19 protein-coding genes are annotated in these 21,374 nt (G+C 46.7%); 15 read left to right on the forward strand and 4 right to left on the reverse strand.

The window, feature by feature from the left end; all coding sequences use genetic code 11:
- Nucleotide 1 precedes the first annotated feature (1 nt).
- The 5 genes from AC1S8V_RS09020 to AC1S8V_RS09040 all read left to right on the forward strand — a co-directional run bounded on the left by AC1S8V_RS09020 (nt 2) and on the right by AC1S8V_RS09040 (nt 5,953).
- A complete protein-coding gene (locus tag AC1S8V_RS09020; protein WP_482073335.1) occupies nt 2-1,189 on the forward strand; it encodes a PLP-dependent transferase in 1,188 nt (395 codons plus the stop codon).
- Nucleotides 1,186-2,358, forward strand: a complete 1,173-nt coding sequence (locus tag AC1S8V_RS09025; RefSeq protein ID WP_482073336.1) for a trans-sulfuration enzyme family protein — start codon at nt 1,186-1,188, stop codon at nt 2,356-2,358. Before AC1S8V_RS09020 ends, AC1S8V_RS09025 begins: the two co-directional genes overlap by 4 nt.
- A 240-nt stretch (nt 2,359-2,598) precedes the next feature.
- Entirely contained in the window at nt 2,599-3,735 is a 1,137-nt protein-coding gene (mqnC, locus tag AC1S8V_RS09030) for a cyclic dehypoxanthinyl futalosine synthase (RefSeq protein WP_482073337.1), read from the forward strand.
- A gap of 231 nt (nt 3,736-3,966) precedes the next feature.
- Nucleotides 3,967-4,911, forward strand: coding sequence for an aldo/keto reductase (locus AC1S8V_RS09035; protein WP_482073338.1), 945 nt, complete (start codon nt 3,967-3,969; stop codon nt 4,909-4,911).
- A 28-nt stretch (nt 4,912-4,939) separates the two neighbouring features.
- Nucleotides 4,940-5,953, forward strand: coding sequence for a zinc-binding alcohol dehydrogenase family protein (locus AC1S8V_RS09040; RefSeq protein WP_482073339.1), 1,014 nt, complete (start codon nt 4,940-4,942; stop codon nt 5,951-5,953).
- Between the two features lie 93 nt (nt 5,954-6,046).
- Here the strand turns inward: AC1S8V_RS09040 and AC1S8V_RS09045 are convergent, their stop codons facing one another.
- The 4 genes from AC1S8V_RS09045 to AC1S8V_RS09060 all read right to left on the reverse strand — a co-directional run bounded on the left by AC1S8V_RS09045 (nt 6,047) and on the right by AC1S8V_RS09060 (nt 9,501).
- Nucleotides 6,047-6,952: a YitT family protein gene (locus tag AC1S8V_RS09045; protein WP_482073340.1), complete on the reverse strand. Its 906-nt coding sequence runs from the start codon at nt 6,950-6,952 to the stop codon at nt 6,047-6,049.
- Between the two features lie 112 nt (nt 6,953-7,064).
- Nucleotides 7,065-8,303, reverse strand: coding sequence for a cation:proton antiporter (locus AC1S8V_RS09050; RefSeq protein ID WP_482073341.1), 1,239 nt, complete (start codon nt 8,301-8,303; stop codon nt 7,065-7,067).
- Between the two features lie 4 nt (nt 8,304-8,307).
- A complete protein-coding gene (locus AC1S8V_RS09055) occupies nt 8,308-8,802 on the reverse strand; it encodes a cation:proton antiporter regulatory subunit (RefSeq protein WP_036610059.1) in 495 nt (164 codons plus the stop codon).
- A 294-nt stretch (nt 8,803-9,096) separates the two neighbouring features.
- A complete protein-coding gene (locus AC1S8V_RS09060) occupies nt 9,097-9,501 on the reverse strand; it encodes a hypothetical protein (RefSeq protein ID WP_482073342.1) in 405 nt (134 codons plus the stop codon).
- Between the two features lie 171 nt (nt 9,502-9,672).
- Between AC1S8V_RS09060 and AC1S8V_RS09065 the strand changes: the two genes are divergently transcribed.
- From AC1S8V_RS09065 to AC1S8V_RS09110, 10 genes are all read left to right on the forward strand, one after another.
- Nucleotides 9,673-10,626 carry a putative sporulation protein YtxC gene (locus AC1S8V_RS09065; protein WP_482073343.1) on the forward strand — a complete coding sequence of 318 codons (954 nt, stop codon included), beginning with the start codon at nt 9,673-9,675 and terminating at the stop codon, nt 10,624-10,626.
- A gap of 415 nt (nt 10,627-11,041) precedes the next feature.
- Nucleotides 11,042-12,979, forward strand: a complete 1,938-nt coding sequence (gene thrS / locus AC1S8V_RS09070; RefSeq protein ID WP_482073344.1) for a threonine--tRNA ligase — start codon at nt 11,042-11,044, stop codon at nt 12,977-12,979.
- Between the two features lie 176 nt (nt 12,980-13,155).
- Nucleotides 13,156-13,938, forward strand: a complete 783-nt coding sequence (locus tag AC1S8V_RS09075) for a 3D domain-containing protein (protein WP_482073345.1) — start codon at nt 13,156-13,158, stop codon at nt 13,936-13,938.
- Between the two features lie 111 nt (nt 13,939-14,049).
- Nucleotides 14,050-14,259, forward strand: coding sequence for a hypothetical protein (locus AC1S8V_RS09080; RefSeq protein WP_482073346.1), 210 nt, complete (start codon nt 14,050-14,052; stop codon nt 14,257-14,259).
- 197 nt (nt 14,260-14,456) lie between these two features.
- Complete coding sequence (liaF, locus tag AC1S8V_RS09085; protein WP_482073347.1) at nt 14,457-15,485, forward strand: cell wall-active antibiotics response protein LiaF; 1,029 nt, start codon at nt 14,457-14,459, stop codon at nt 15,483-15,485.
- A 3-nt stretch (nt 15,486-15,488) separates the two neighbouring features.
- Nucleotides 15,489-16,514, forward strand: coding sequence for a HAMP domain-containing sensor histidine kinase (locus AC1S8V_RS09090; protein ID WP_264929978.1), 1,026 nt, complete (start codon nt 15,489-15,491; stop codon nt 16,512-16,514).
- Between the two features lie 18 nt (nt 16,515-16,532).
- Nucleotides 16,533-17,195, forward strand: coding sequence for a response regulator (locus AC1S8V_RS09095; RefSeq protein ID WP_336760708.1), 663 nt, complete (start codon nt 16,533-16,535; stop codon nt 17,193-17,195).
- 147 nt (nt 17,196-17,342) lie between these two features.
- Entirely contained in the window at nt 17,343-18,986 is a 1,644-nt protein-coding gene (locus tag AC1S8V_RS09100; RefSeq protein ID WP_482073348.1) for a S1C family serine protease, read from the forward strand.
- A gap of 173 nt (nt 18,987-19,159) precedes the next feature.
- Nucleotides 19,160-19,849, forward strand: coding sequence for a response regulator transcription factor (locus AC1S8V_RS09105; RefSeq protein ID WP_482073349.1), 690 nt, complete (start codon nt 19,160-19,162; stop codon nt 19,847-19,849).
- 1 nt (nt 19,850) lies between these two features.
- On the forward strand, nt 19,851-21,311 hold the full coding sequence (locus AC1S8V_RS09110; protein ID WP_482073350.1) for a sensor histidine kinase: 1,461 nt from the start codon (nt 19,851-19,853) through the stop codon (nt 21,309-21,311).
- Nucleotides 21,312-21,374: the final 63 nt, after the last annotated feature.

Genomic DNA, 21,374 nt, shown 5'->3' on the forward strand with positions numbered 1-21,374 from the left:
AATGGAAGACAACAGCAAGTTGAAAATCGAAAGCCGCTTAGCACAAATTGGGTCCATCAATGAACCGGTAACAGGCGCCATTAACTTTCCGATCTATCAATCCACTGCGTTTCGCCACCCGAAGCTTGGACAAAGCACGGGATTTGATTATATTCGTACGACCAACCCAACTCGCAAAGTGTTGGAAGAAGCGGCCGCAGCGCTGGAGTCCGGTGATGCAGGGTTTGCCTGTAGCTCGGGTATGGCCGCGCTGCAAACCATCTTTGCCATGTTTGGTCAAGGAGATCATCTGATTGTATCGCTGGATCTGTATGGCGGAACGTATCGTCTGTTGGAACGTATTCTGTCTCGTTTCGGCGTAACGGCAAGCTATGTGGACACGAATGACCTTGCAGCATTGGAGAATGTTCGTCAGCCGAATACCAAAGCTGTATTCATTGAGACACCAACGAATCCACTGATGATGATCACCGATGTGGAAGCCGTCGCTTCCTGGGCGAAAAGCTACAACCTGTTGACCATTGTTGACAACACGTTGTTGACTCCATTTTTCCAGCGTCCGATTGAACTGGGTGCTGATATCATCATTCATAGTGCTACCAAATATCTGGGCGGACACAATGATGTGCTGGCCGGATTAATCATAACCAAGGGTGAGGCATTATCTGCAGAAATGGCGTTCCTTCATAATTCCATTGGAGCGGTATTGTCTCCAAGTGACTCTTATCAGTTGATGAAAGGCATGAAAACGCTAGCTCTTCGCATGGAGCGTCATCAGCACAATGCACTTACCATTGCCAAATACTTGCTTGAGCATCCGGCGGTGGTTGAAGTGTATCATCCAGGCCTATCCGATCATCCGGGGTATGAAATACAGAATAAACAATCCAGCGGTAACACAGGTATCTTCTCTTTCAAAGTGAAGGATGCACGTTATGTTGAACCGTTGCTGCGTCATATCAAACTCATTGCTTTTGCTGAAAGTCTCGGCGGAGTGGAATCACTCATGACTTACCCGGCAGTACAAACTCATGCGGATATACCGCTTGAAATTCGTGACGCTGTAGGTGTGGATGACCGCCTGCTTCGGTTCTCCGTAGGTATTGAACATGCGGATGATCTGATTGCAGATCTCGGCAATGCGCTGACAGCAGCGCAACAGGAAATTGAAGGAGGCGTGCACTCATGAGTGAGTCCAACAACAAGCCGAATTCCGAGCTGAAATTTGATACGAAATTGCTCCATTTCGGCGATGAGATCGACAAAACGACTGGGGCCTCCAGTGTACCGATCTATCAAGCATCCACATTCCATCATTTTGATATTTTTAATCCGCCTCAACATGATTACAGTCGTTCGGGTAATCCGACACGTCAGGCATTGGAAGATTACATCACACTGCTGGAAGGTGGAGCACGAGGATTCGCCTATTCATCCGGGATGGCTGCAATCTCCAGCGTGTTCATGATGTTCTCCGCAGGGGACCACATGATTGTAACGGAAGATGTATATGGAGGTACGTATCGGTTGCTTACTTCCATATTAAGCCGTATGCAGATTGAGACGACCTTTGTAGACATGACCAATATAGATGAAGTAAAAGCGGCACTCAAGCCGAACACCAAGGCAGTTTATATGGAAACACCGTCTAACCCGACCCTGCGTATTACGGATATCGCTGCCGTGACTGACTGGTCGAAGGAACATGACCTGATCACGATTCTGGATAACACCTTTATGACACCGTACTATCAGCGTCCAATTGAGCTTGGCGTGGATATTGTCGTACATAGTGCTACCAAGTTTCTCGGGGGTCACAGTGATGTGTTAGCGGGGTTAGCTGTTGCTCGCACGGAATCACTTGGCGTACAACTGAAACAGTTGCAAAATGGACTCGGAACTGTACTCGGGGCACAAGAATCCTGGCTTCTGATGCGCGGGATGAAAACCTTGGGGGCTCGTATGGCTCATAGTGAACAGAGCACAGCCAAACTGGCCGCATGGCTTAATGAGCGCAGTGATATTGCCGCTGTCTTTTATCCTGGGCTGGAGGATCATCCGGGCCGCGAGGCACATGAGCGCCAGTCAACAGGATATGGAGCTGTCGTTTCATTTGACGTCGGTTCAGGCGATCGCGCAAAAGCGGTTCTTAACCGGGTGAAGTTACCCATTGTTGCTGTAAGCTTGGGAGCTGTGGAGAGTATTCTGTCCTACCCAGCGATGATGTCTCATGCGGCAATGCCGGCTGAGGTTCGCCGTGACCGTGGCATTACAGATGGATTACTTCGTTTCTCGGTAGGTCTGGAAGACATTGATGATCTGATTGCCGATTTGGAACAAGCACTTCAGGAATCCTAAAAAAGTGGGCAATCGATTACGCCTATGCGTATCGTTTAATATCAAATCAATTTGATTTCATATGTAAACATTTTTACTTATTTTTAAAGCACCTGTTCATAAGGTGCTTTTTTTCACATGTAACCTGTGTTACGATATGTGGAGTACAGAAATGCGATGTTGCCACCTGAACTTGCTTCTCTTGAGCAAGTTGGGACGGATCGTTATATAATTTCTCTTCATGAGGGAGGCTTTTTTACGATGAGTACGGTAGACCGTATCTTAGATAAAGCCCTTCGGGGCGAACGTTTGGACTTGGAAGACACGATTCAGCTATTTGAATCGAATGAAGTGGACAAAATCGGGGCAGCTGCTAATGTCATTATGAAACGCATGCACCCTGAACCATACAGAACATTCGTAATTGGGCGTAACGTCAACTACACGAACGTGTGTGATGTGTACTGCCGTTTTTGTGCTTTCTACCGCAGACCTGGTTCGGAGGAAGGATATGTTCTTCCAGATGAGGTCATTTTCCAGAAAATTCAGGAAACAGAAGATGTGAATGGTACCGAGATTCTGATGCAAGGTGGAACAAATCCGAATTTGCCTTTCAGCTATTACACAGACCTCTTGAAAGCCATCAAGGAGCGTTTTCCGAACATCACGATGCACTCTTTCTCACCAGCTGAGATTATGAAAATGGTTGAAGTATCCGATGGTCTTACATTGGAAGAGGTTGTACGTGCCATTCACGAAGCTGGACTGGATTCCTTGCCTGGCGGCGGCGCTGAAATTCTGGATGACCGCACTCGTCGGAAGATCAGCCGCTTGAAAGGTTCATGGCGGGATTGGATGGACGTTATGCAAACTGCACACCGCATCGGCATGAACACCACCGCAACGATGGTTATTGGCCTTGGTGAATCGATGGAAGAGCGTGCATTGCACTTGCTCCGTGTACGTGAAGCTCAGGACGAATGTATTGCGAACAAGTATGATTCCGAAGGTTTCCTGGCGTTCATTCCTTGGACTTTCCAGCCAGACAATACAAACCTTAAGCTGGAGCGTCAGACTCCGGAAGAGTACTTGAAGACTGTAGCCATCAGCCGCCTGGTGCTGGATAATATCAAGAACATTCAATCCTCTTGGGTAACGATGGGTCCTGAGATCGGTAAGAAGTCGCTTGAATTTGGCTGTAATGACTTCGGTAGCACCATGATTGAAGAGAATGTTGTATCTGCTGCTGGTGCAACTTACAAAGTTAACATTGAATCCATTCTGCGTTTGATTCGAGAGTCGGGTTATATTCCGGCACAACGTAACACCCGATACGAGATTATGCGCATGTTCGACGAAGAGAATTCCGTGCATGAAGATTTCGTAATGCAGAACTAATCCTGATTATTTAAATACTACTTCCATAACTGCTGATCGTTAGATAAGTATTTATGAAGCTAAGCCCGCTGACTACTCCGTTTGGAGAGACGGTGGGTTTTTTGATTTCTTTCTGCGGTTCAAGGTCATCAAACAGTACATGTTACGCAATTGGCGATATTTTATATTGAAATCGAACTGTTACAATGAAAGGGAACTTGTGTAGTCAGACACGCTGGAAGGGGTAAACCAATGAAGAGAAGAACACTTGGAAAGACGGAACTGGACGTACCTGTATTGAGCTTTGGAGCATCCTCACTCGGTTCTGTATTTCGTGACATTGACCGGGACGAAGGGATTCGCACTGTGCATGCGGCCGTAGATGCGGGGATGAATTACATAGACGTTTCGCCGTACTATGGACAGACGAAGGCAGAGTCGGTGTTGGGTGAGGCCATTCGCAGTTTGCCGCGCAGTTCGTATATTTTATCTACCAAAGCCGGACGGTATGGAGAAAATGAATTTGATTTTTCTCGTCAGCGGATTCAGGATAGCGTGCAAGAGAGTTTGAACCGACTGCATACTGATTATATTGATATTCTTTTCCTGCATGATATTGAATTTGTACCGGCTGACATCATCGTAGAAGAAGCCTTTCCAACGTTGCTACGTTTGAAAGAGCATGGAGTTATTCGTCATGCGGGGATCTGCGGATTGCCGTTGCCGTTGTTCGAGAAGGTTCTGCCACAGATCGATGCGGACGCCATTATCTCGTACTGTCATTACTCATTGAATGATAACTCATTGTTATCGTTGTTGCCTTTGTTGGAAAAGAAAGACATTGGCCTCGTGAATGCTTCGCCTCTCTCTATGGGCTTGTTAAGTACCCGAGGGGCTCCTGTCTGGCATCCGGCAGATGAACGGGTGAAACAGCTCTGTCTGAAGGCTGCCCGCTTCTGCGCAGACCAAGGCAGTGACATTGCCAAGCTGGCCGTGCAGTTCTCTACGGCGAATGAACGAATTCCAACAACACTGGTCAGCAGTGCCTCTCAGCGTAATATTGTCAATAACGCAGCTTGGATTGAAGAACCGATTGATCAGAGTCTGCTGGAAGAAGTGTTGCGCATTCTGGCTCCACTGCACAATGAGACGTGGTCAAGCGGACGTCCTGAATATAATGCGAAGTACAGCACATGACATCAGAAGCATCCAAGGGGGAACAACGATGAGAGCTATTGTATGTGAAGAAATAGATCAATTGAAGCTCCAGGACCTGCCTCAAGCGGAACGAGCAGAAGGAGAGGCGTTGGTTGCCATTCGGCGGATTGGTATCTGTGGAACGGATCTGCATGCGTACAAAGGCAACCAGCCATTCTTTACCTATCCCCGCGTTCTGGGTCATGAACTGGCGGGTATTATTGAAGAGATCGGTCCGAACGATGCCGGGTTACAGCCTGGGGATCAGGTAAGCATAATTCCGTATCTGCACTGCGGCCACTGTGTTGCATGCCGCAGTGGAAAAAGTAATTGCTGTGTGTCCATGCAAGTCATGGGTGTGCACGTAGACGGAGGTATGAGAGAAAAAATCAGCGTGCCTGTCTCACATCTGCTCTCAGCAGAAGGCTTGACGCTGGATGAGACGGCAATGGTAGAACCATTAAGCATTGGAGCCCATGCCGTCAGGAGAGCAGGAATCAAGCCTGGTGAGCATGTGGTTGTGATTGGAGCAGGCCCCATTGGACTTGGTGTGATGGCATTCGCCAAACAGGCGGGGGCGCGTGTTATTGCCGTTGATCGGAATCTGGACAGACTGGAGCTTAGCCGGACTTGGGCTGGAGCGGCTGACTTGGTTCAGGCCAATGAACTGACTGTGCAGCAAGTGGCTGAAATCACGGGAGGTGACTATGCTACAGCTGTCTTCGATGCAACAGGTAACGTGAATTCCATGAATGAGGCCATTCAATATGTGGCGCATAGTGGTCAACTCATTTTCGTGGGACTGGTGAAAGCGGATATTACCTTTCATGACCCCGAATTTCACAAGCGCGAGATGAGCATACTGGGCAGCCGAAACGCAACCCGTGAAGATTTTGAACATGTACTGTCGAGCTTGCGTCAAAAGAAATTAAGCATGGATGGTTATATCACACACCGAGTGGAATTTGATGAGTTACCTACTGCAATAGACCAATGGCTATTGCCAGATTCACATGTAGTCAAAGCCATCGTTGAACTATAATAACAAGTAAGTCTGATAACAGAAAAAACGCTCTCTGACCTTGTTGGACAAAACTGTTCATCCATAGGGTAAGAGAGCGTTTTTTTGTGTTTTTTATTTTTCCGGATTCGTCACAATGCCTGCGTGTGGATCAATGTGACGTACAATGGATTTTAACCAGATCATCTCCAGGAAGTGAACTTCATAATAAAGTGCACCCGGGATCTGCTTGATCCACCCTTCAGCCACACCGAGTTGTGTTGAGTCAGAAGCTGCTTCCAGCGTTCCAGGTTCACGGCGCAGCCGTTTGCGTACAGCTTTTTGAACTTGAGAGCTTTGTGTGGTCAAAATGCATATTTTGCGTTTGGAAGAGAAGCCCCTGAACGCGATGTACACCATTTCATAAGCAATAAGGTAGGCGATTACGGAATACATCGCTTGGTCCCAGCCAAACACAACACCAGCGGCTGTCAGTATCAACAAGTTAAGAAGCATGATTATTTTTTCGATAAGCATCCGTTTCCCGCTAAATACACGTTCAGGTGGACGGGAGGACGGATCACCGATTTCCAGCGTATCCAGTGTTCCACCATACCGCACGACAAGCCCGATTCCGAGACCGAGGCATAATCCGCCAAACATGGCGGCAGTCAGAGGGTGCTCTACAAGAGGCGGCATGGGATGAAGCACAATGGCACCGATCGAAAAGACAACCAGACCCAGAACAGTAACCAGTACAAATTTCTTCTGCACAATTTTGTAGGACAGAAATATAAACGGAACATTGAATAGGAATAGGAACAATCCAATCCTCATTTCGGTCCAATGGGCGAACAGTGAGGATATGCCTGTAATGCCTCCAATAATGATCTTATTGGGGTGTAAGAACAATTCAAGTCCCACGGAGGCCAGAATTCCGCCCGCGATCACGAGTAGTAGGTTCAACCAGCGGCGGGTAGACGTTATTCTGGTCTTGGCGGTGTTTGGCACCGGATTAGCCGATATCAGAGGTGCTTTCATAGGTCATCCTCCTTTGTGCGGCTTTCGAGCGATTCTCTCCTGGGTTAATCACAGAAAGCTCGGCGTGGAGCCGCGAGGTACGATTGTATGCGTGTTCTGTACCGCATAGTAATTATCCTTCTTTCTGCAAAACCTTCGGCGCTTCTTTCTTTTTCCGATTATCTTTGAACTTGAATATTTTATCTAAGATTCGGAATACATGCTTGGACTCTTTGGTTAATAAAGGACCTAGAATGGCCAGAATCAGGACATACAAGGCAGCAAACGGTTGAATCAGTGGCAACAGTCCTCCGGCTTTACCCATGTTGGCCAAGATGATGGAGAATTCACCCCGTGACACAATGGTTAATCCAATATTGGCCGACGCTTTAGGAGATAGTCCTGCACTGCGTCCAGCCAGCATGCCTGCCAGGAAGTTACCGAACAATGTAATAACAACAGCAATCAGAGCCAGCCATACGGCTTCGCCACCTAAGGACAACGGATCAATGGACAATCCAAAGCTGAAGAAGAAGATGGCTCCGAAGAAGTCACGGAATGGCAGAATCAAGTGCTCAATCCGTTTCGAATGTTCCGTTTCAGCTAGCACAAGTCCGACCAGCAATGCACCGATGGCTTCAGCAACATGAATGGTCTCAGAGAAACCAGCTACCAGGAACAAGGCTCCGAACACAACGAGTGAGAATAATTCGTTTGATCGAATCTTAAGCAATTTATTGAGTAGCGGTGTTGCTTTACGTCCAAGGATAATAACAATGAGCATGAATCCGAGGGCAATAAGTGCGGACATGATGACGCCTCCGATGGAGGATGAACTACTGAGTACAAGTCCGGACAAGATCGAGATATATACAGCGAGGAATACATCTTCGAACATAATGATACCCAGTATCATTTCTGTTTCGGGATTGGCCGTTCGTTTCAAATCAACCAGTACCTTGGCGACGATGGCGCTGGAAGATATGGTGGTTATACCAGCGATAATGAGTGCTTCCGCAACCGGGAAACCTGAAGCAAAACCAAAAATCAGTCCCAGTGTAAAGTTGATCCCGATATAGATCGAGCCGCCAACAGCAATAGAGCGGCCCGATTTAATCAAACGACCTACTGAGAATTCAAGTCCGAGGTAGAAGAGAAGGAACAAAATACCGATCCGACCCATAAATTCAATAAAAGGCTGACTTTCAATAAAACGGAAGTCCAGATGCCATATGTGCATGGCATGTGGCCCAACAGCCATTCCGATCAGAATATAAAACGGAACGACCGAGAATCTTAATTTTGCCGATAAAAGGCCGGCTGCCGCAATAAGCACAAGAGCCAGACCTACTTCGAATATCAGATGATCCATCTATTTACCCCCTTCCAGTCAGGAGGAGGGATTTAAACAGTTTCTGTTGATTGCGTTCGCCAACGGCTACTACCGTAGATTCTGCACTGATAACTACCTCCGGACCTGGGCTGATATGTTTTTTGTGATTTTTCTCTACAACGGCAATTACCGTTGCCCCAGAGTTTTGACGCACGTCCAGTTCACCGATGGATTTACCGATAGATCCAAAGGATGGTTCGATTTTGTACCACTCGATAATCAGGTCGTCAAACGTAACTTCGATATTCTCAAGCTGCTTTGGTTTGTAAGTGAGTCCACCAACAATGGCAGCAATCTGTCTTGCTTCGTAATCGTCAAGCGTAATCATGGAGATGCTTTGATCGGGATCATCGTACTCGAAGTGGTACATTTCCCGGCGACCGTCATCGTGAATAATAATGACAATTTTATCACCGCTGCTTGTTTCAATCTGAAATTTTTTGCCGATTCCCGGCAAGTCTGTTTCGCGTACATCCATGGATAGTGCCTCCTTATAATTAGGGGCTGGCCACAGAAGACAGGCTTATTTCCCGAAAAAGAGTAATCTGCTGCTCAAAGGAACACAAATGATGCGGGTAAACAGAGCCAGAAATTCCTGACACAGCCATATGATTTGAGTTAAGTCGGTAAAGTGGGTATAACAAAATAGGTGTTGTCTTAAATAATGGTTTATCTAACGTGTGCTAAAAGGGTTATAAGTTATGCACAAGCACACCGTCTTAATTACAGAGGTGTCTCCATGCAAAAGCAACCTGTAAATACGTCGTAACGGCTAGCGAAGAGCGCTTACGTATTTTGGTGCCATAGGAGTGAGGGATACATACATGCTGGTGAACTTAATAGGCAGCAGAAATAATCGGCGTTTAAACAGACAATACCACGGTTTAAAGGATAGACCAATTGTTGGAATTCGCAATATCAACAATAAAGAAGTAACAAGAAAGACAGGCTTGTTATGCGTGATCGCAATAAGCTTGGACATAACTTGTGGATATTTGCGAATGACAGGTTTCTGCTGAGATTCGTGGATTTGCAACAGAACTTCCTTATTGGAAGTAGCATCAACAGACACCCCAACGGCAGATTCGGACTGCATTGGAATAGGGATGCACAAGGCTTGGAAAACGCACAAAATGATAATAATGGTGTAGTGGAGTATTCTAGGTTGTTGTCTCATTTTGGCTTCCCCCCTTTTCCGTGAAACATACTGTTATTAAAATAATAACACATTTTTGTCTTAACTCCAAACCTCTTCATAATATACTGAGAAATCATGACACGCTTTCCATCAATCCGCTTCGTATATCCCCATCGGCCTTGCCATATACTTTGAACAGGAAGGAAAGGAGTGATTCTTGTGGAACTGTTCGCCGTATGGACCGATGTATCGGGGCAAGAGGAAGCAGATCAATTTTATCGTTGTGTCAAGGAAAAAACTAAAGGTTTACATATAAGTAAAAGAGGATTTCGGCTCACCTTCAAACATAATGATGGAAGAGCAACCTGGTTGTGCAGAGGGAATGAGAATCACGAAGAATTCCAGCAATGGCTTCCCCGAATCAGTGATCTTCTCTCCCTTGGACTCGCCGACTTCATTATGGATACACAAGAACGGAACATGGTGGAAAATATGATCGCCAAAGCGTGTTCTGTCATGGATGAGCATGAGGTGGAAAAAGTCAATCGGATCTGCATGCCTCTACTATTAAATGGTGATCTGGATCAGCCTGGACTTCGGGAACGCCGCCGTACTACGTTGGCAAGTGGACTACGGCAGGATCTGGAAGATGTTCACTTTTTTCACCTTGAAGGCATTATCAATTTTCGCATACAGCCATATAAGCAGGAGCTTCAGGAATTAGTGGAGTATGCGCTGGATGAGTTCTGGATGGATCGGCAGTATGAAGAGTTTATGGGACTGTTAAAATATTTTGTATTCTTTCAGGAAGCCAAAGTACCTCTGGTCCATCTTGTACACAAGGGCATGCATGAATTTCAGGTGCTTGATGCTGGACTTAATCTGTTACCCGTGCAAAAGGATGAGCAGGTTGTCGTGGAGATGCCGGGTCTGGAACTTGAAATGGATATCGAAGATATGATTGTGAGTACACTCATCTCGATCTCTCCTGAGAAAGTTATGCTGCATACGCGTACCCCCGATCTGCCGATTATCTCGACCATATGCCAGATCTTTGAAGACAAGGTACAAATATGTCATCAATGTCCGGAATGCGAAGTGCTGCGCTCAGGATTGTTGGCAGGTCTTGACGCAAGTGATCTCGGCAATTATAATAACTGTTGATCCATGAATTTTTCATGTGTACCATTGAACCAAAAGCGTTGACAAAGACAACAACCACACGCAAGATCGGTGCAGAGAGAGGAACCCAGGCTGAAATTTCCTCCGGATATCACGTATGGTTTACCCCTTTGTAGCTGCAATTTTGAAAGTGGAGTTAGAATATCGCCTTTATTGGGGATTATCCGCGAGTAAGGATCTGCCGGGTCATGCCCGTTATCGTCATGCCAATGAGGGCTGTATTTCCGAATAGGAATGAATCAGCTGAATTAGGGTGGAACCACGAGTATATGTCACTCGTCCCTTTGCCGGGACGGGTGTTTTTTGCGTTCCTTTGCAAAATGACTGGAATAGCAATAGATCATCAGTCCAAGAACATCTGGACACGAAGGTTACATTTACAGGAGGAATGAGATAAATGGCAGTGAACATTAAATTACCGGATGGTTCGGTACGGGAGTATGCAGATGGCAGCAGCATTGAGGATGTAGCGGCTTCGATTAGCAGCGGATTGCGCAAAAATGCCGTAGCCGGCAAGCTGGATGGGATTGTGGTGGACTTGTCCACAACGCTTCATGAAGGAGCATTGGTGGAGATCGTAACTTTGGATTCACCAGAAGGACTTGAAGTAATGCGTCATAGTACAGCTCACTTGATGGCTCAAGCAGTGAAGCGTTTATATGGTAACAAAGAGGTACGCCTTGGCATTGGCCCTGTCATCGAAGATGGTTTCTACTATGATATGGACCTCGAACACCCGCTTAATCCTGAAGATCTGCAAAAGATTGAGAAGGAAATGGAACGTATTGTGAACGAGAACTTGCCGATTGTACGTAAGGAAGTTAGCCGCGAGGACGCGATTAAAACGTTTGAAGAAGTAGGCGATCCGTACAAACTTGAGTTGATTCGTGACTTGCCGGAAGACAGCGTAATTACCATTTATGAGCAAGGTGAATTCTTCGACTTGTGTCGTGGTCCTCACGTACCATCGACTAGCAAAATCAAAGTGTTCAAACTGATGAATGTGGCTGGTGCATACTGGCGTGGAGATAGCAAAAACAAAATGCTTCAACGTATCTATGGTACGGCTTTTGTGAAGAAAGCACAGCTGGACGAGCATCTGCACTTCCTTGAAGAAGCTCGCAAACGCGACCACCGTAAGCTCGGTAAAGAGTTGGAAATGTTCACATTCTCCCAACTGGTCGGTCAAGGCCTGCCAATCTGGTTGCCTAACGGTGCAAAACTGCGCCGGACTTTGGAGCGTTACATTGTGGATCTGGAAGAAAGCCTTGGATATCAGCATGTTTACACACCGGTTCTGGGTAACGTGGAATTGTACAAAACATCCGGACACTGGGAGCACTACCAGGAAGATATGTTCCCGAAAATGGTTATGGATAACGAGGAACTCGTTCTCCGTCCAATGAACTGTCCTCACCATATGATGGTGTACAAGTCCAGCATGCACAGCTACCGTGATCTGCCAATCCGGATTGCCGAGCTTGGCATGATGCACCGTTACGAGATGTCGGGGGCGTTAACAGGTCTGCATCGTGTACGTGCTATGACTCTGAACGACTCACACATTTTTGCACGCCCGGATCAGATCAAGGAAGAGTTTGCTCGTGTTATCGAGTTGATTCAAACGGTATACAAGGATTTCGGGATCAACGAATATCGTTTCCGTCTGTCCTATCGCGATCCGAAGGATACCGAGAAATACTTCCAGAACGACGAGATGTGGGAGATGTCCCAACGCATGCTGCGTGAAGTTGTGGAAGAACTTGACCTTCCATTCTATGAAGCAGAAGGTGAAGCCGCGTTCTATGGTCCGAAACTGGATGTGCAGATCAAAACAGCACTGGGCAAAGAAGAGACATTGTCTACGGTTCAACTGGACTTCCTGTTGCCTGAGCGCTTTGAACTTGAATATGTGGGAGATGACGGACAGAAACATCGTCCGGTCGTTATTCATCGCGGTGTAATTAGTACAATGGAACGTTTCACAGCATTCTTGCTGGAGAACTTTGCAGGAGCTTTCCCGCTGTGGTTGTCTCCGGTTCAGGCAAAAGTGATCCCGGTATCCGGAAACTTCGACGATTATGCGCGTGAAGTAGAAGCGAAGCTGAAACGTGCGGGAATCTCTGCTGAAGCTGATCTGCGGAATGAGAAGCTTGGATATAAGATCCGTGAGGCGCAGCTTGAGAAAATGCCTTATATGTTTGTTGTTGGTGAGAATGAGCGTAATGCAGAAGCAGTATCCGTGCGTAAGCGTGGGGAAGGCGATTTGGGCATGAAACCGGTCGATGAGATTATCGCTCAACTGAAAGAGGAAATTGCAACACGTTTGGTGTAATTGAACAAATGCTCTATCAGATAACCAGTGCATAAGTTGCGCTGATCAATCAGAAAAACGCCTGAGTGACATGGGATTGACCTATGTTATTCAGGCGTTTTTTCGTAGTGTTCGCTGTCAAAAGTATAGATTAATTGCTTTTTGGAAAACCTTTGCAGTGAGGGGGAGGTTATACAATGAAAAAGCAATTCTCAATTCAAAAGAAAACTATACGGAGTTTACTGGTTGGCTGTGTAATGTTCGCCGGAATGATGGTCACCCTGAATCAGGCGGATGCTTATACATTTGAAGAGGAAAGTGCAGTACTGCATGTCGAGAGTCGGAGCAATGAGGCTTCGATTGAAACTTTGAGCAAGTCTGATCAAGAATTTCCGGAACAGATCAGCGATCAATACAGCGATGAGGCCCAGCTGACAACCATGGTGTATATGGCTTTACTATGGTCACCGCAACCAATGGTCATTCCAAGGCCTGAGCTTCCCGAGAAACAAGTGACTGATTCAGCTATGCCGGTGCTTGCTCCGCGTTCAGAACAAGTACTGGGTACACAAAAGGTGACAGCAACGGGATATACGGCAGGGGTCGAGTCTACAGGAAAAGGACCTAAACACCCACAATACGGAATTACGTATTCCGGTGTAAAAGTACGTCGTGATAAAGAAACAGTTTCCACGATTGCAGCTGATCCAAAATTATTCCCAATGGGCTCCATTCTGTATATTCCGGGCTACGGATACGGGATTGTTGCAGATACCGGTTCAGCGATCAAAGGCAATAAGATTGATCTGTATTTCCCGACAACCAAGCAAGTGTACAAGGAATGGGGCAAAAAGGATGTTGAGGTACAAGTGATCAGACAAGGTGCTGGGAAGTGCACAGAAAAAATGCTGAACGAGTTGGCAGATGCGATCGACGTGTACAAATCCGTACCGGACTCTTGGCTGGACAAGGCCATATAATTTCACATGGTCACATGAATAACTGAAGTGCTCTCTTCACATAATACTGACTGGGGACGAACCCCGCGGTGCAGTAATGCAGCGTAAATATGAAGAGAGAGGTGATTCGTTGTGGCTAAGAAATCACAAGGGTACCAAACGCCGAACGAGAAGTACAATGCTGAGTTCGGAGAAGAGAATGCAACAGCTAAAGTGAAACAATCCGCTCAACACAAAGTACAAGATCATTTCCAAACACCTGATGAAAAATACAATGCCGAGTTTGCTGTAGAAAACACAGGCCAAACAAGCCAAGGCAAAGCAGGAAAATTCAAAAAATAATTAAAGATTCATTAAGCAAATAATGATTCAGCACCCTGGAGCAAAAGCTCCGGGGTGTTTTACATATGTGAATTTTTTACATAATTATCCTCCTATCTCAGTCTCGAGACCGAGATAACTTCCATCTGCCGCCGCTGTTCTCATTGTCCTGTCTGAGTTACACTGGATACATAATACAGACGAAGGAGACATGAGCGATGAAACGATCTACGCGTGACCGCTGGTGGGTTGGCATACCTCTTATTGCTATTGGTGCGATGATCTTGTTCAGACAATTGGGATATGACATTGATGTAGGATATATTTTCAGAACATATTGGCCGTTATTTCTGATCTGGTGGGGGGTCAAAGGAATATCCGAGATTCGTCGCAATGGGGGTTACGCCTTCATTGGACCGGTAATTGTACTGGCGATCGGTGGTTACTTTCTAGCCCGTAACCTTGGATGGATTGATTACTCTATGGGGGAGTTCATCCGTTATCTGATTCCGGTTATGCTGATTGGCGGAGGATTGTTTGTACTGATTGGGCCACGACGTCGTGATCGGAAACATCATGACAAGATGCAGCCACCTCCAGCACCTGAGCAACCTTATAAACCGTTGTCTCCGGAGGATCTGGAGATGCCATCGTCGTTTGACGAACAATTCGAGAAAACATTTGGCAAACCGAAACAGGAACAGAAGAACGATTCACATGGCCCTCTTTTCACAGGATCAACGGATTCATCATCACAAGGGCAACAGTATAAGAAGAAATATCAATCGTATAACTCTAACGATACCGAATATGGAGAACATTATGATGATGGCTGCGGAAATGGTTATGGGGATTATGGGAGTGGCAATACCATTAATAAATCGGCGTTCATCGGTGATCTGTACATGGGGCAGGAAGTATTCTCGTTGAAACCCATGAACATCTCGGCTTTTATCGGAGATACCGTAATTGATTTGACCAAAGCACAGATTCCTTACGGTGAGACGAAGATTGTCATTTCTTCATTTATTGGGGATGTGAAAGTATTTGTTCCAGAAGATATGGATCTGGGTGTGACAGTAACGACGAATTCATTCATTGGAGACATGTCATTGTTGAACCAGAAACGCGGCGGATTCCTGAGTAGTGCCCAGGCTGAAACTGCCCATTATCGTGAAGCAAGCAAAAAGGTACGGATTATTGTGAGTGTGTTTATCGGAGACGTCAAAGTCAATAAGGTGGGTTAACGCATGATTCGAACGATTCTCAAGGCAAACAAATGGGAACTGATGATGTATTTTGCGCTAACCGGTCTGATTACGCTGGGCGGATTCTATCTATTGTATGGAGAGGTACTAATGGGGGCTGGACGTCAGCGGGCGTGGACCTATGTCGCCGTTGTGGTGCTGGCCACCGTTATCACCGGGTACATCGCTGCTTTGCGGCTTCAGCGCAAGATCGATCTGCTGGATCTCAATATGTTGAAAGTGTCCAAGGGCAATCTGGCGGTTCGCATGCCTGAAGCGGACGATGCTTCGTTTGGTCGTGTGTATCAGGAGTTCAATGTCATGATGGATTCGATTGAGAAAAAGATGAGACTGCTTCAGCGCCTTGGTGAGCAGGAAGTCATTGAGAAGGAGCAAGCCTCGGAGCGGGCGGTGCTGGAAGAACGTAAACGTATGGCAAGGGATCTCCATGATACGGTTAGCCAGCAGCTGTTCGCGATGCATATGTCGGCTTCGTCCTTGCCACGTCTGCTGGAGATGAACCCGGAACATGGCGGTAAAGTACTGGATCAGTTGATTCAGATGTCACATATTGCACAGCGTCAGATGCGTGGACTTATTGCCCAACTTCGACCGGTGGAGCTGGAGGGGCGAGATCTCTCCGCGGCACTGGATAGCTGGTTTCCTGATTATTGCAGGCAGAATGGTCTTAAAGGTGTGAAAGAGCTGGAACTGGATGGCGGAATTTCGGATGCCATTGAGCACCAGCTGTTTCTTGTTATCCAGGAGGCCGTTGCCAATGTAGTGAAGCATGCAGAGGCTGGGCTGGTCAGTCTGTCCATACGGGAAAGTGAACATCAGATCAGTATGAGCATAAGCGATGATGGCCAGGGATTTTTGCAGCAGGCGGAGCGTCCGGGGTCATACGGGTTATCCACCATGCGTGAACGGGCGGAGAAGCTTGGGGGGCAAGTTCAGATTATATCGAAGCCGGGAGCGGGAACGACGGTACGGGTATTCATCCCGAAATTCCCGAACGTTCCTGAGTGAACCAGAGGGGGAGACGGAATGAGTGGTAAAGTAAACGTGATGATTGTGGATGACCATGATATGGTACGCATGGGATTGAAAACGTATCTGATGCTGGAGCCTACTTTTCATGTGATGGGGGAAGCGAGCCATGGGCAGGATGCTCTTGATCAGTTGCGTAAGTTAAATGATAGTGAAATGCCGGACTTGATCCTGATGGATCTGATGATGCCAATAATGAATGGTGCTGAAGCAACAAAAGCCATTATGACTGAATTTCCGAAGATGAAGATTGTGATGCTCACCAGTTTCCTGGAGGATGATCTTGTTGTTCAAGCGATTGAGGCGGGTGCGGTCAGTTATGTGCTGAAGACGGTATCGGCCGAAGAACTGATCTATGCTCTTCAAGGGGCTTACAGAGGCATGCCTGTGATGACAGGTGATGTGTCGCAGGCATTAACTCGGGGAATCAGACAGCGTACAGCGAGAGAGAGCGAATCAGGTCTGACTGAACGAGAGAAGGAAGTGCTGTTGCTTATTGCAGAGGGAAAGACCAACAAGGACATTGGAGAAGAATTACATATCAGTATCAAAACCGTCAAAACACATGTGAGCAACCTGCTGATGAAATGCGAGATGGATGATCGTACACAATTGGCTATCTATGCGCATCGTCAGGGCTGGGTGAAAACAAAAGGGTAAATGCTGTCATGACGGGGTAAATAATCTATTCTTACGTGCTTTTATCTCCTTTTTAATTGTTTTTAAGGTACGGTTAAGGTTTAAAGTACAAAATAAGGACAGTTAAAGAATATCTCTTGCGAATAAGAGATTGGGAGGTAGAGAGGCATGGACGAACGTAATTATAGATCGAACCGTCAAGACGAGGAAAACGAAGCTAATCATACGGAGAATCGCAATTCTTCCGGAACGGACGAATCCTCCTATTATTATTCTTATGGACCTTTTCAGTCCGTTAATCAGGAAGATACAGCAAATCACAGGGGAAGCAATAATCAGCGTGAAGAAGGTAATGTAGAGATTACAAGACCTGATCCGGTGAGACCCGTACCTACTTACTATAACAGCGAATCATCCGAGCAAGCGAAAAGATCGTCCGGGGGCGGCGGAAACGGAGATCAAGGGAATGGCGGCAAAGGCAACTGGAATTATAATAACCGCAAGCCACGCTCTTCCGTAAGATCACTTCTATTTTCCTTCATTGCCGGGATGTTGGTCATTACCGTTCTCATGTACACAGCCGACAGAACGAACATGTTCACACCGGAGACAGCACTTACGAACGCGGACAATCAAAGCTCGGGACAGGAAACATCCACGAACACAGGCGGAGGCAACAATGTAACAGCGTCGTTACTGCCAACAGGCAAAGAAGATGTTTCTTCCGTAGTAACAAGTACAAGTCCGGCTGTCGTCAAAATCGAAACACTCGCGAAGCAGTCCTCACGCACAGGTGCTGGTCAGGGTGGATCGAATACAAGTGATCCGCTGTACCAATACTTTTTCGGTAATGGCGGCGGAACGGAAGGCAATCAAGGGCAAAGCCAGCAACCACAAAGCAGTAATCAGCTTGTGCCTATGGGCATTGGTTCCGGGTTCATTTTTGACAAAGAAGGATATATTCTGACGAACCAGCACGTGGTTCAGGGTGCAGATGTGATTCAGGTTACACTGGAAAACAACAGCAAGCCTTATGAAGCCAAATTACTGGGAAGCAGCTTTGATCTGGATCTCGCCGTATTGAAAATTGAGAAAAATAGTGGTGACGATGCTTTCCCTGTAGCTCCACTGGGCGATTCCAACAGTACTCAAGTCGGTGAATGGCTTGTAGCTATCGGTAATCCTGAAGGATTTGAACACACCGTTACAGCAGGTGTACTGAGTGCCAAAGAACGTACGATCAGCATTCCGGATGAAGAAACAGGCAAAACACGTGAATATAGCCACTTGCTGCAAACGGATGCTTCCATTAACCCAGGTAATTCCGGTGGTCCGTTGCTTAACCTGAACGGGGAAGTTATTGGTATGAACGTTGCAGTAAGCGCAGATGCACAAGGGATAGGTTTTGCGATTCCATCGAGCGTCATCTCTGAAGCGGTTAAATATCTTAAAGAGAACAAAGAAGTTCCTAAAGAGCCAGTACCCTTTATCGGTGCATCTCTGATGGCCCTCACACCTGAAGTCGCTAAACAAATGGGAACAGATGTGACCGAAGGTTCAGTCGTAGCTAGCACGATCTTCCAATCGCCGGCTTACCAAGCAGATCTTCGTGCATATGACATCATCACAGGTGCGAACGGTACGCCGTACGCCACAAGTCAGGATCTGATTGATTTTATCAAGAAACAGGAAATCGGCAGTGAAGTGACATTGAATGTTGTGCGTGATGGTAAGAAGATGGATCTGAAGATCAAAATTGGAAACAAAAATGATTTTGATACTTCACAAACCACAGAACAACAGCAACGATAATATATCGGGTTAAAGATGGACAGAGCGGAAGGGTTTGTAGGCCCTTCCGTTTTTTTGCCCTCATGAAGCGGGAGAAGAAGCAGTAGGCATGGATGGAGACTCGTGCTTGAAGATGCAGATTGTGCTTCTGCCTGTTACAATGGGATAAAACGTTAGGATAAAGGAGAAAGACCATGCGCTCAACTATTTTAATTGTCGATGATGACGAAAAAATTGTGTCCATGCTCCGCCGGGGGCTGGCTTTTGAAGGATATGAGGTGCAGACCGCTTCCAATGGAGCCGAAGGCCTTAGCAAACTGATGGATAAAGAGCCGGACATCGTTGTACTTGATGTTATGATGCCGCAGATTGACGGATTTGAGGTATGTCGCAGACTGAGAGAATCAGGCAGCAAAGTGCCTGTGCTAATGCTGACGGCTAAGGATGAAGTGCAGAGCCGGGTGACCGGATTGGATACAGGGGCCGACGACTATCTCGTGAAGCCTTTTGCGTTGGAAGAATTATTGGCACGTGTTCGTGCATTGCTGCGTCGCAAGTCAGACATCGCGGGCACGCCGGACAATCGCCTGATGTATGAGGATATTATTCTGGACAATGACTCACATGAAGTATTACGAGATGGGCAACGTCTGGAACTGACTGCCAAGGAATTCGAACTGTTGAATCTGTTTTTGCAAAATCCGAGACGGGTACTATCCCGCGATCTGATTATGGATAAAATCTGGGGTTATGATTACAGCGGTGAGTCTAACGTGCTTGAAGTGTACATTGCCATGCTCAGACAGAAGACCGAAGAATACGGTGGCAAACGTCTAATCCAGACCATCCGGGGAGCCGGCTATATTCTGAGAGGTGACTCCTGACATGTCCATCCGGTTAAGATTAACCGCATGGTATTCTGGTATCCTGGCCGCCGTGCTTATTTTTTGGGGCGTTGTCATCTATGCCTTTGTGTATTTTAACTCCTATCAGGAAGTAGAACAGCAATTGAAGGTGAAGAGTGCCCGGATAACGGAGCAGATCGGTGTAAATCCTCTTTCGCAGTCGTTGGATCTGGATCCATTTACAGAGAGCCAGCTTCAGGAGGCACAAATTTATATTCAACTCTGGGATTATCAGAGTCGTTCAGGCAGAATTTCCGGTAACATGGAGAAACTGGGGATTCAGTTTCCGGTATTGAAATCTAATGAAATTCTTGAAAAGCGTGGCATATCCAAGATCTATGTGGATGGAACGCCATTTCTGGTCAACCAACTGCCTCTGTCTCTGCAGGGAACCAACGAAGTTAGAGGAATTCTTCAGGTGGGCGCCAATGTAAGTTCACAGGAGCGCTTGCTGGAAGCGTTGCTTAATATTTTGGTTTTTGGCTGGCTGGTAGCGATGGCCCTCGCTATTACCTCAGGTCTTGTTCTGGCCCGCAAGTCGATGCGTCCGCTTGTGAATGTCATTGATGCCGCGAATCAGATTCAATCGGGAGATGACTTAAGTGTACGCATTCAATATGCGGGGCCGAAGGATGAGATCGGGCGTTTGATTGAAACGGTGAATAATATGCTTGAGCGTACAGAACTGTCTTTCCGCGGGTTGGAAGAGACGAATGCTGCCCAGCGCAGATTTGTATCTGATGCATCACATGAACTTCGCACACCACTGACCACCATTCGTGGGAACGTAGACTTCCTGAAGAAACTGTGGGATCAGGAGGGAACCGACCGACCGAATCTGGATGAAGAAACGGTAAGGCAGATGTCCGTCGAAGCGTTGGAGGACATGGCTGATGAGGGCAAGCGTATGAGCAGATTGATCAGTGACATGTTGTCATTGGCGAGAGCGGATACAGGGCAGAAAATTGAACTGAATCCGATACCACTGCAGATATTGGTACAGGAAGTAGCGCGAAGATCACAATTCCTGGATCATCATGCCGACTGGCGTCCGGGTGATCTGTCGATTCTCAGTGGTATCTATGTGAACGGCAGCAAGGATTATCTGCAACAGATGCTGTTTATTTTCATCGAAAATGCATTTAAATACACGCCGGAAGGCTCTGTGACACTTGATGCTGTATTGTATAAAGGTCAGGTGGGATTACGTATAAGCGATACCGGTATCGGAATGGATCGGGATGAAGTACCGTTCATCTTTGATCGTTTCTATCGTGCAGATGAATCCCGCGGGGCTACACCGGGCATAGGTCTGGGACTTTCGATTGCGAAGTGGATTATTGAGGAACACCATGGATCGGTCGAGGTTGTAACTAGACGTGGAGAAGGAACGACCTTTATTATCTGGTTGCCGGTTGTCTTTGCTCCGCCTATCGAATAAAGGTATAATAGACAGGACTGCAATTACATCGGCAACGTTGCCGAGAAAGAAAGCGGGTGGCTA

The sequence above is a fragment of the Paenibacillus sp. B46(2026) genome (genome assembly GCF_056786355.1).

Excerpts from the sequence above, each read along its gene's own strand:
- AC1S8V_RS09055 (WP_036610059.1), bottom strand. The coding sequence starts at position 8,802 with ATGGATGTACGCGAAACAGACTTGCCGGGAATCGGCAAAAAATTTCAG.
- mqnC (WP_482073337.1), top strand. The coding sequence starts at position 2,599 with ATGAGTACGGTAGACCGTATCTTAGATAAAGCCCTTCGGGGCGAACGT.
- AC1S8V_RS09045 (WP_482073340.1), bottom strand. The coding sequence starts at position 6,952 with ATGAAAGCACCTCTGATATCGGCTAATCCGGTGCCAAACACCGCCAAG.
- AC1S8V_RS09050 (WP_482073341.1), bottom strand. The coding sequence starts at position 8,303 with ATGGATCATCTGATATTCGAAGTAGGTCTGGCTCTTGTGCTTATTGCG.
- AC1S8V_RS09090 (WP_264929978.1), top strand. The coding sequence starts at position 15,489 with ATGATTCGAACGATTCTCAAGGCAAACAAATGGGAACTGATGATGTAT.
- AC1S8V_RS09060 (WP_482073342.1), bottom strand. The coding sequence starts at position 9,501 with ATGAGACAACAACCTAGAATACTCCACTACACCATTATTATCATTTTG.
- AC1S8V_RS09020 (WP_482073335.1), top strand. The coding sequence starts at position 2 with ATGGAAGACAACAGCAAGTTGAAAATCGAAAGCCGCTTAGCACAAATT.
- AC1S8V_RS09100 (WP_482073348.1), top strand. The coding sequence starts at position 17,343 with ATGGACGAACGTAATTATAGATCGAACCGTCAAGACGAGGAAAACGAA.
- AC1S8V_RS09075 (WP_482073345.1), top strand. The coding sequence starts at position 13,156 with ATGAAAAAGCAATTCTCAATTCAAAAGAAAACTATACGGAGTTTACTG.
- AC1S8V_RS09040 (WP_482073339.1), top strand. The coding sequence starts at position 4,940 with ATGAGAGCTATTGTATGTGAAGAAATAGATCAATTGAAGCTCCAGGAC.
- liaF (WP_482073347.1), top strand. The coding sequence starts at position 14,457 with ATGAAACGATCTACGCGTGACCGCTGGTGGGTTGGCATACCTCTTATT.
- AC1S8V_RS09095 (WP_336760708.1), top strand. The coding sequence starts at position 16,533 with ATGAGTGGTAAAGTAAACGTGATGATTGTGGATGACCATGATATGGTA.
- thrS (WP_482073344.1), top strand. The coding sequence starts at position 11,042 with ATGGCAGTGAACATTAAATTACCGGATGGTTCGGTACGGGAGTATGCA.
- AC1S8V_RS09105 (WP_482073349.1), top strand. The coding sequence starts at position 19,160 with ATGCGCTCAACTATTTTAATTGTCGATGATGACGAAAAAATTGTGTCC.
- AC1S8V_RS09035 (WP_482073338.1), top strand. The coding sequence starts at position 3,967 with ATGAAGAGAAGAACACTTGGAAAGACGGAACTGGACGTACCTGTATTG.
- AC1S8V_RS09110 (WP_482073350.1), top strand. The coding sequence starts at position 19,851 with ATGTCCATCCGGTTAAGATTAACCGCATGGTATTCTGGTATCCTGGCC.
- AC1S8V_RS09025 (WP_482073336.1), top strand. The coding sequence starts at position 1,186 with ATGAGTGAGTCCAACAACAAGCCGAATTCCGAGCTGAAATTTGATACG.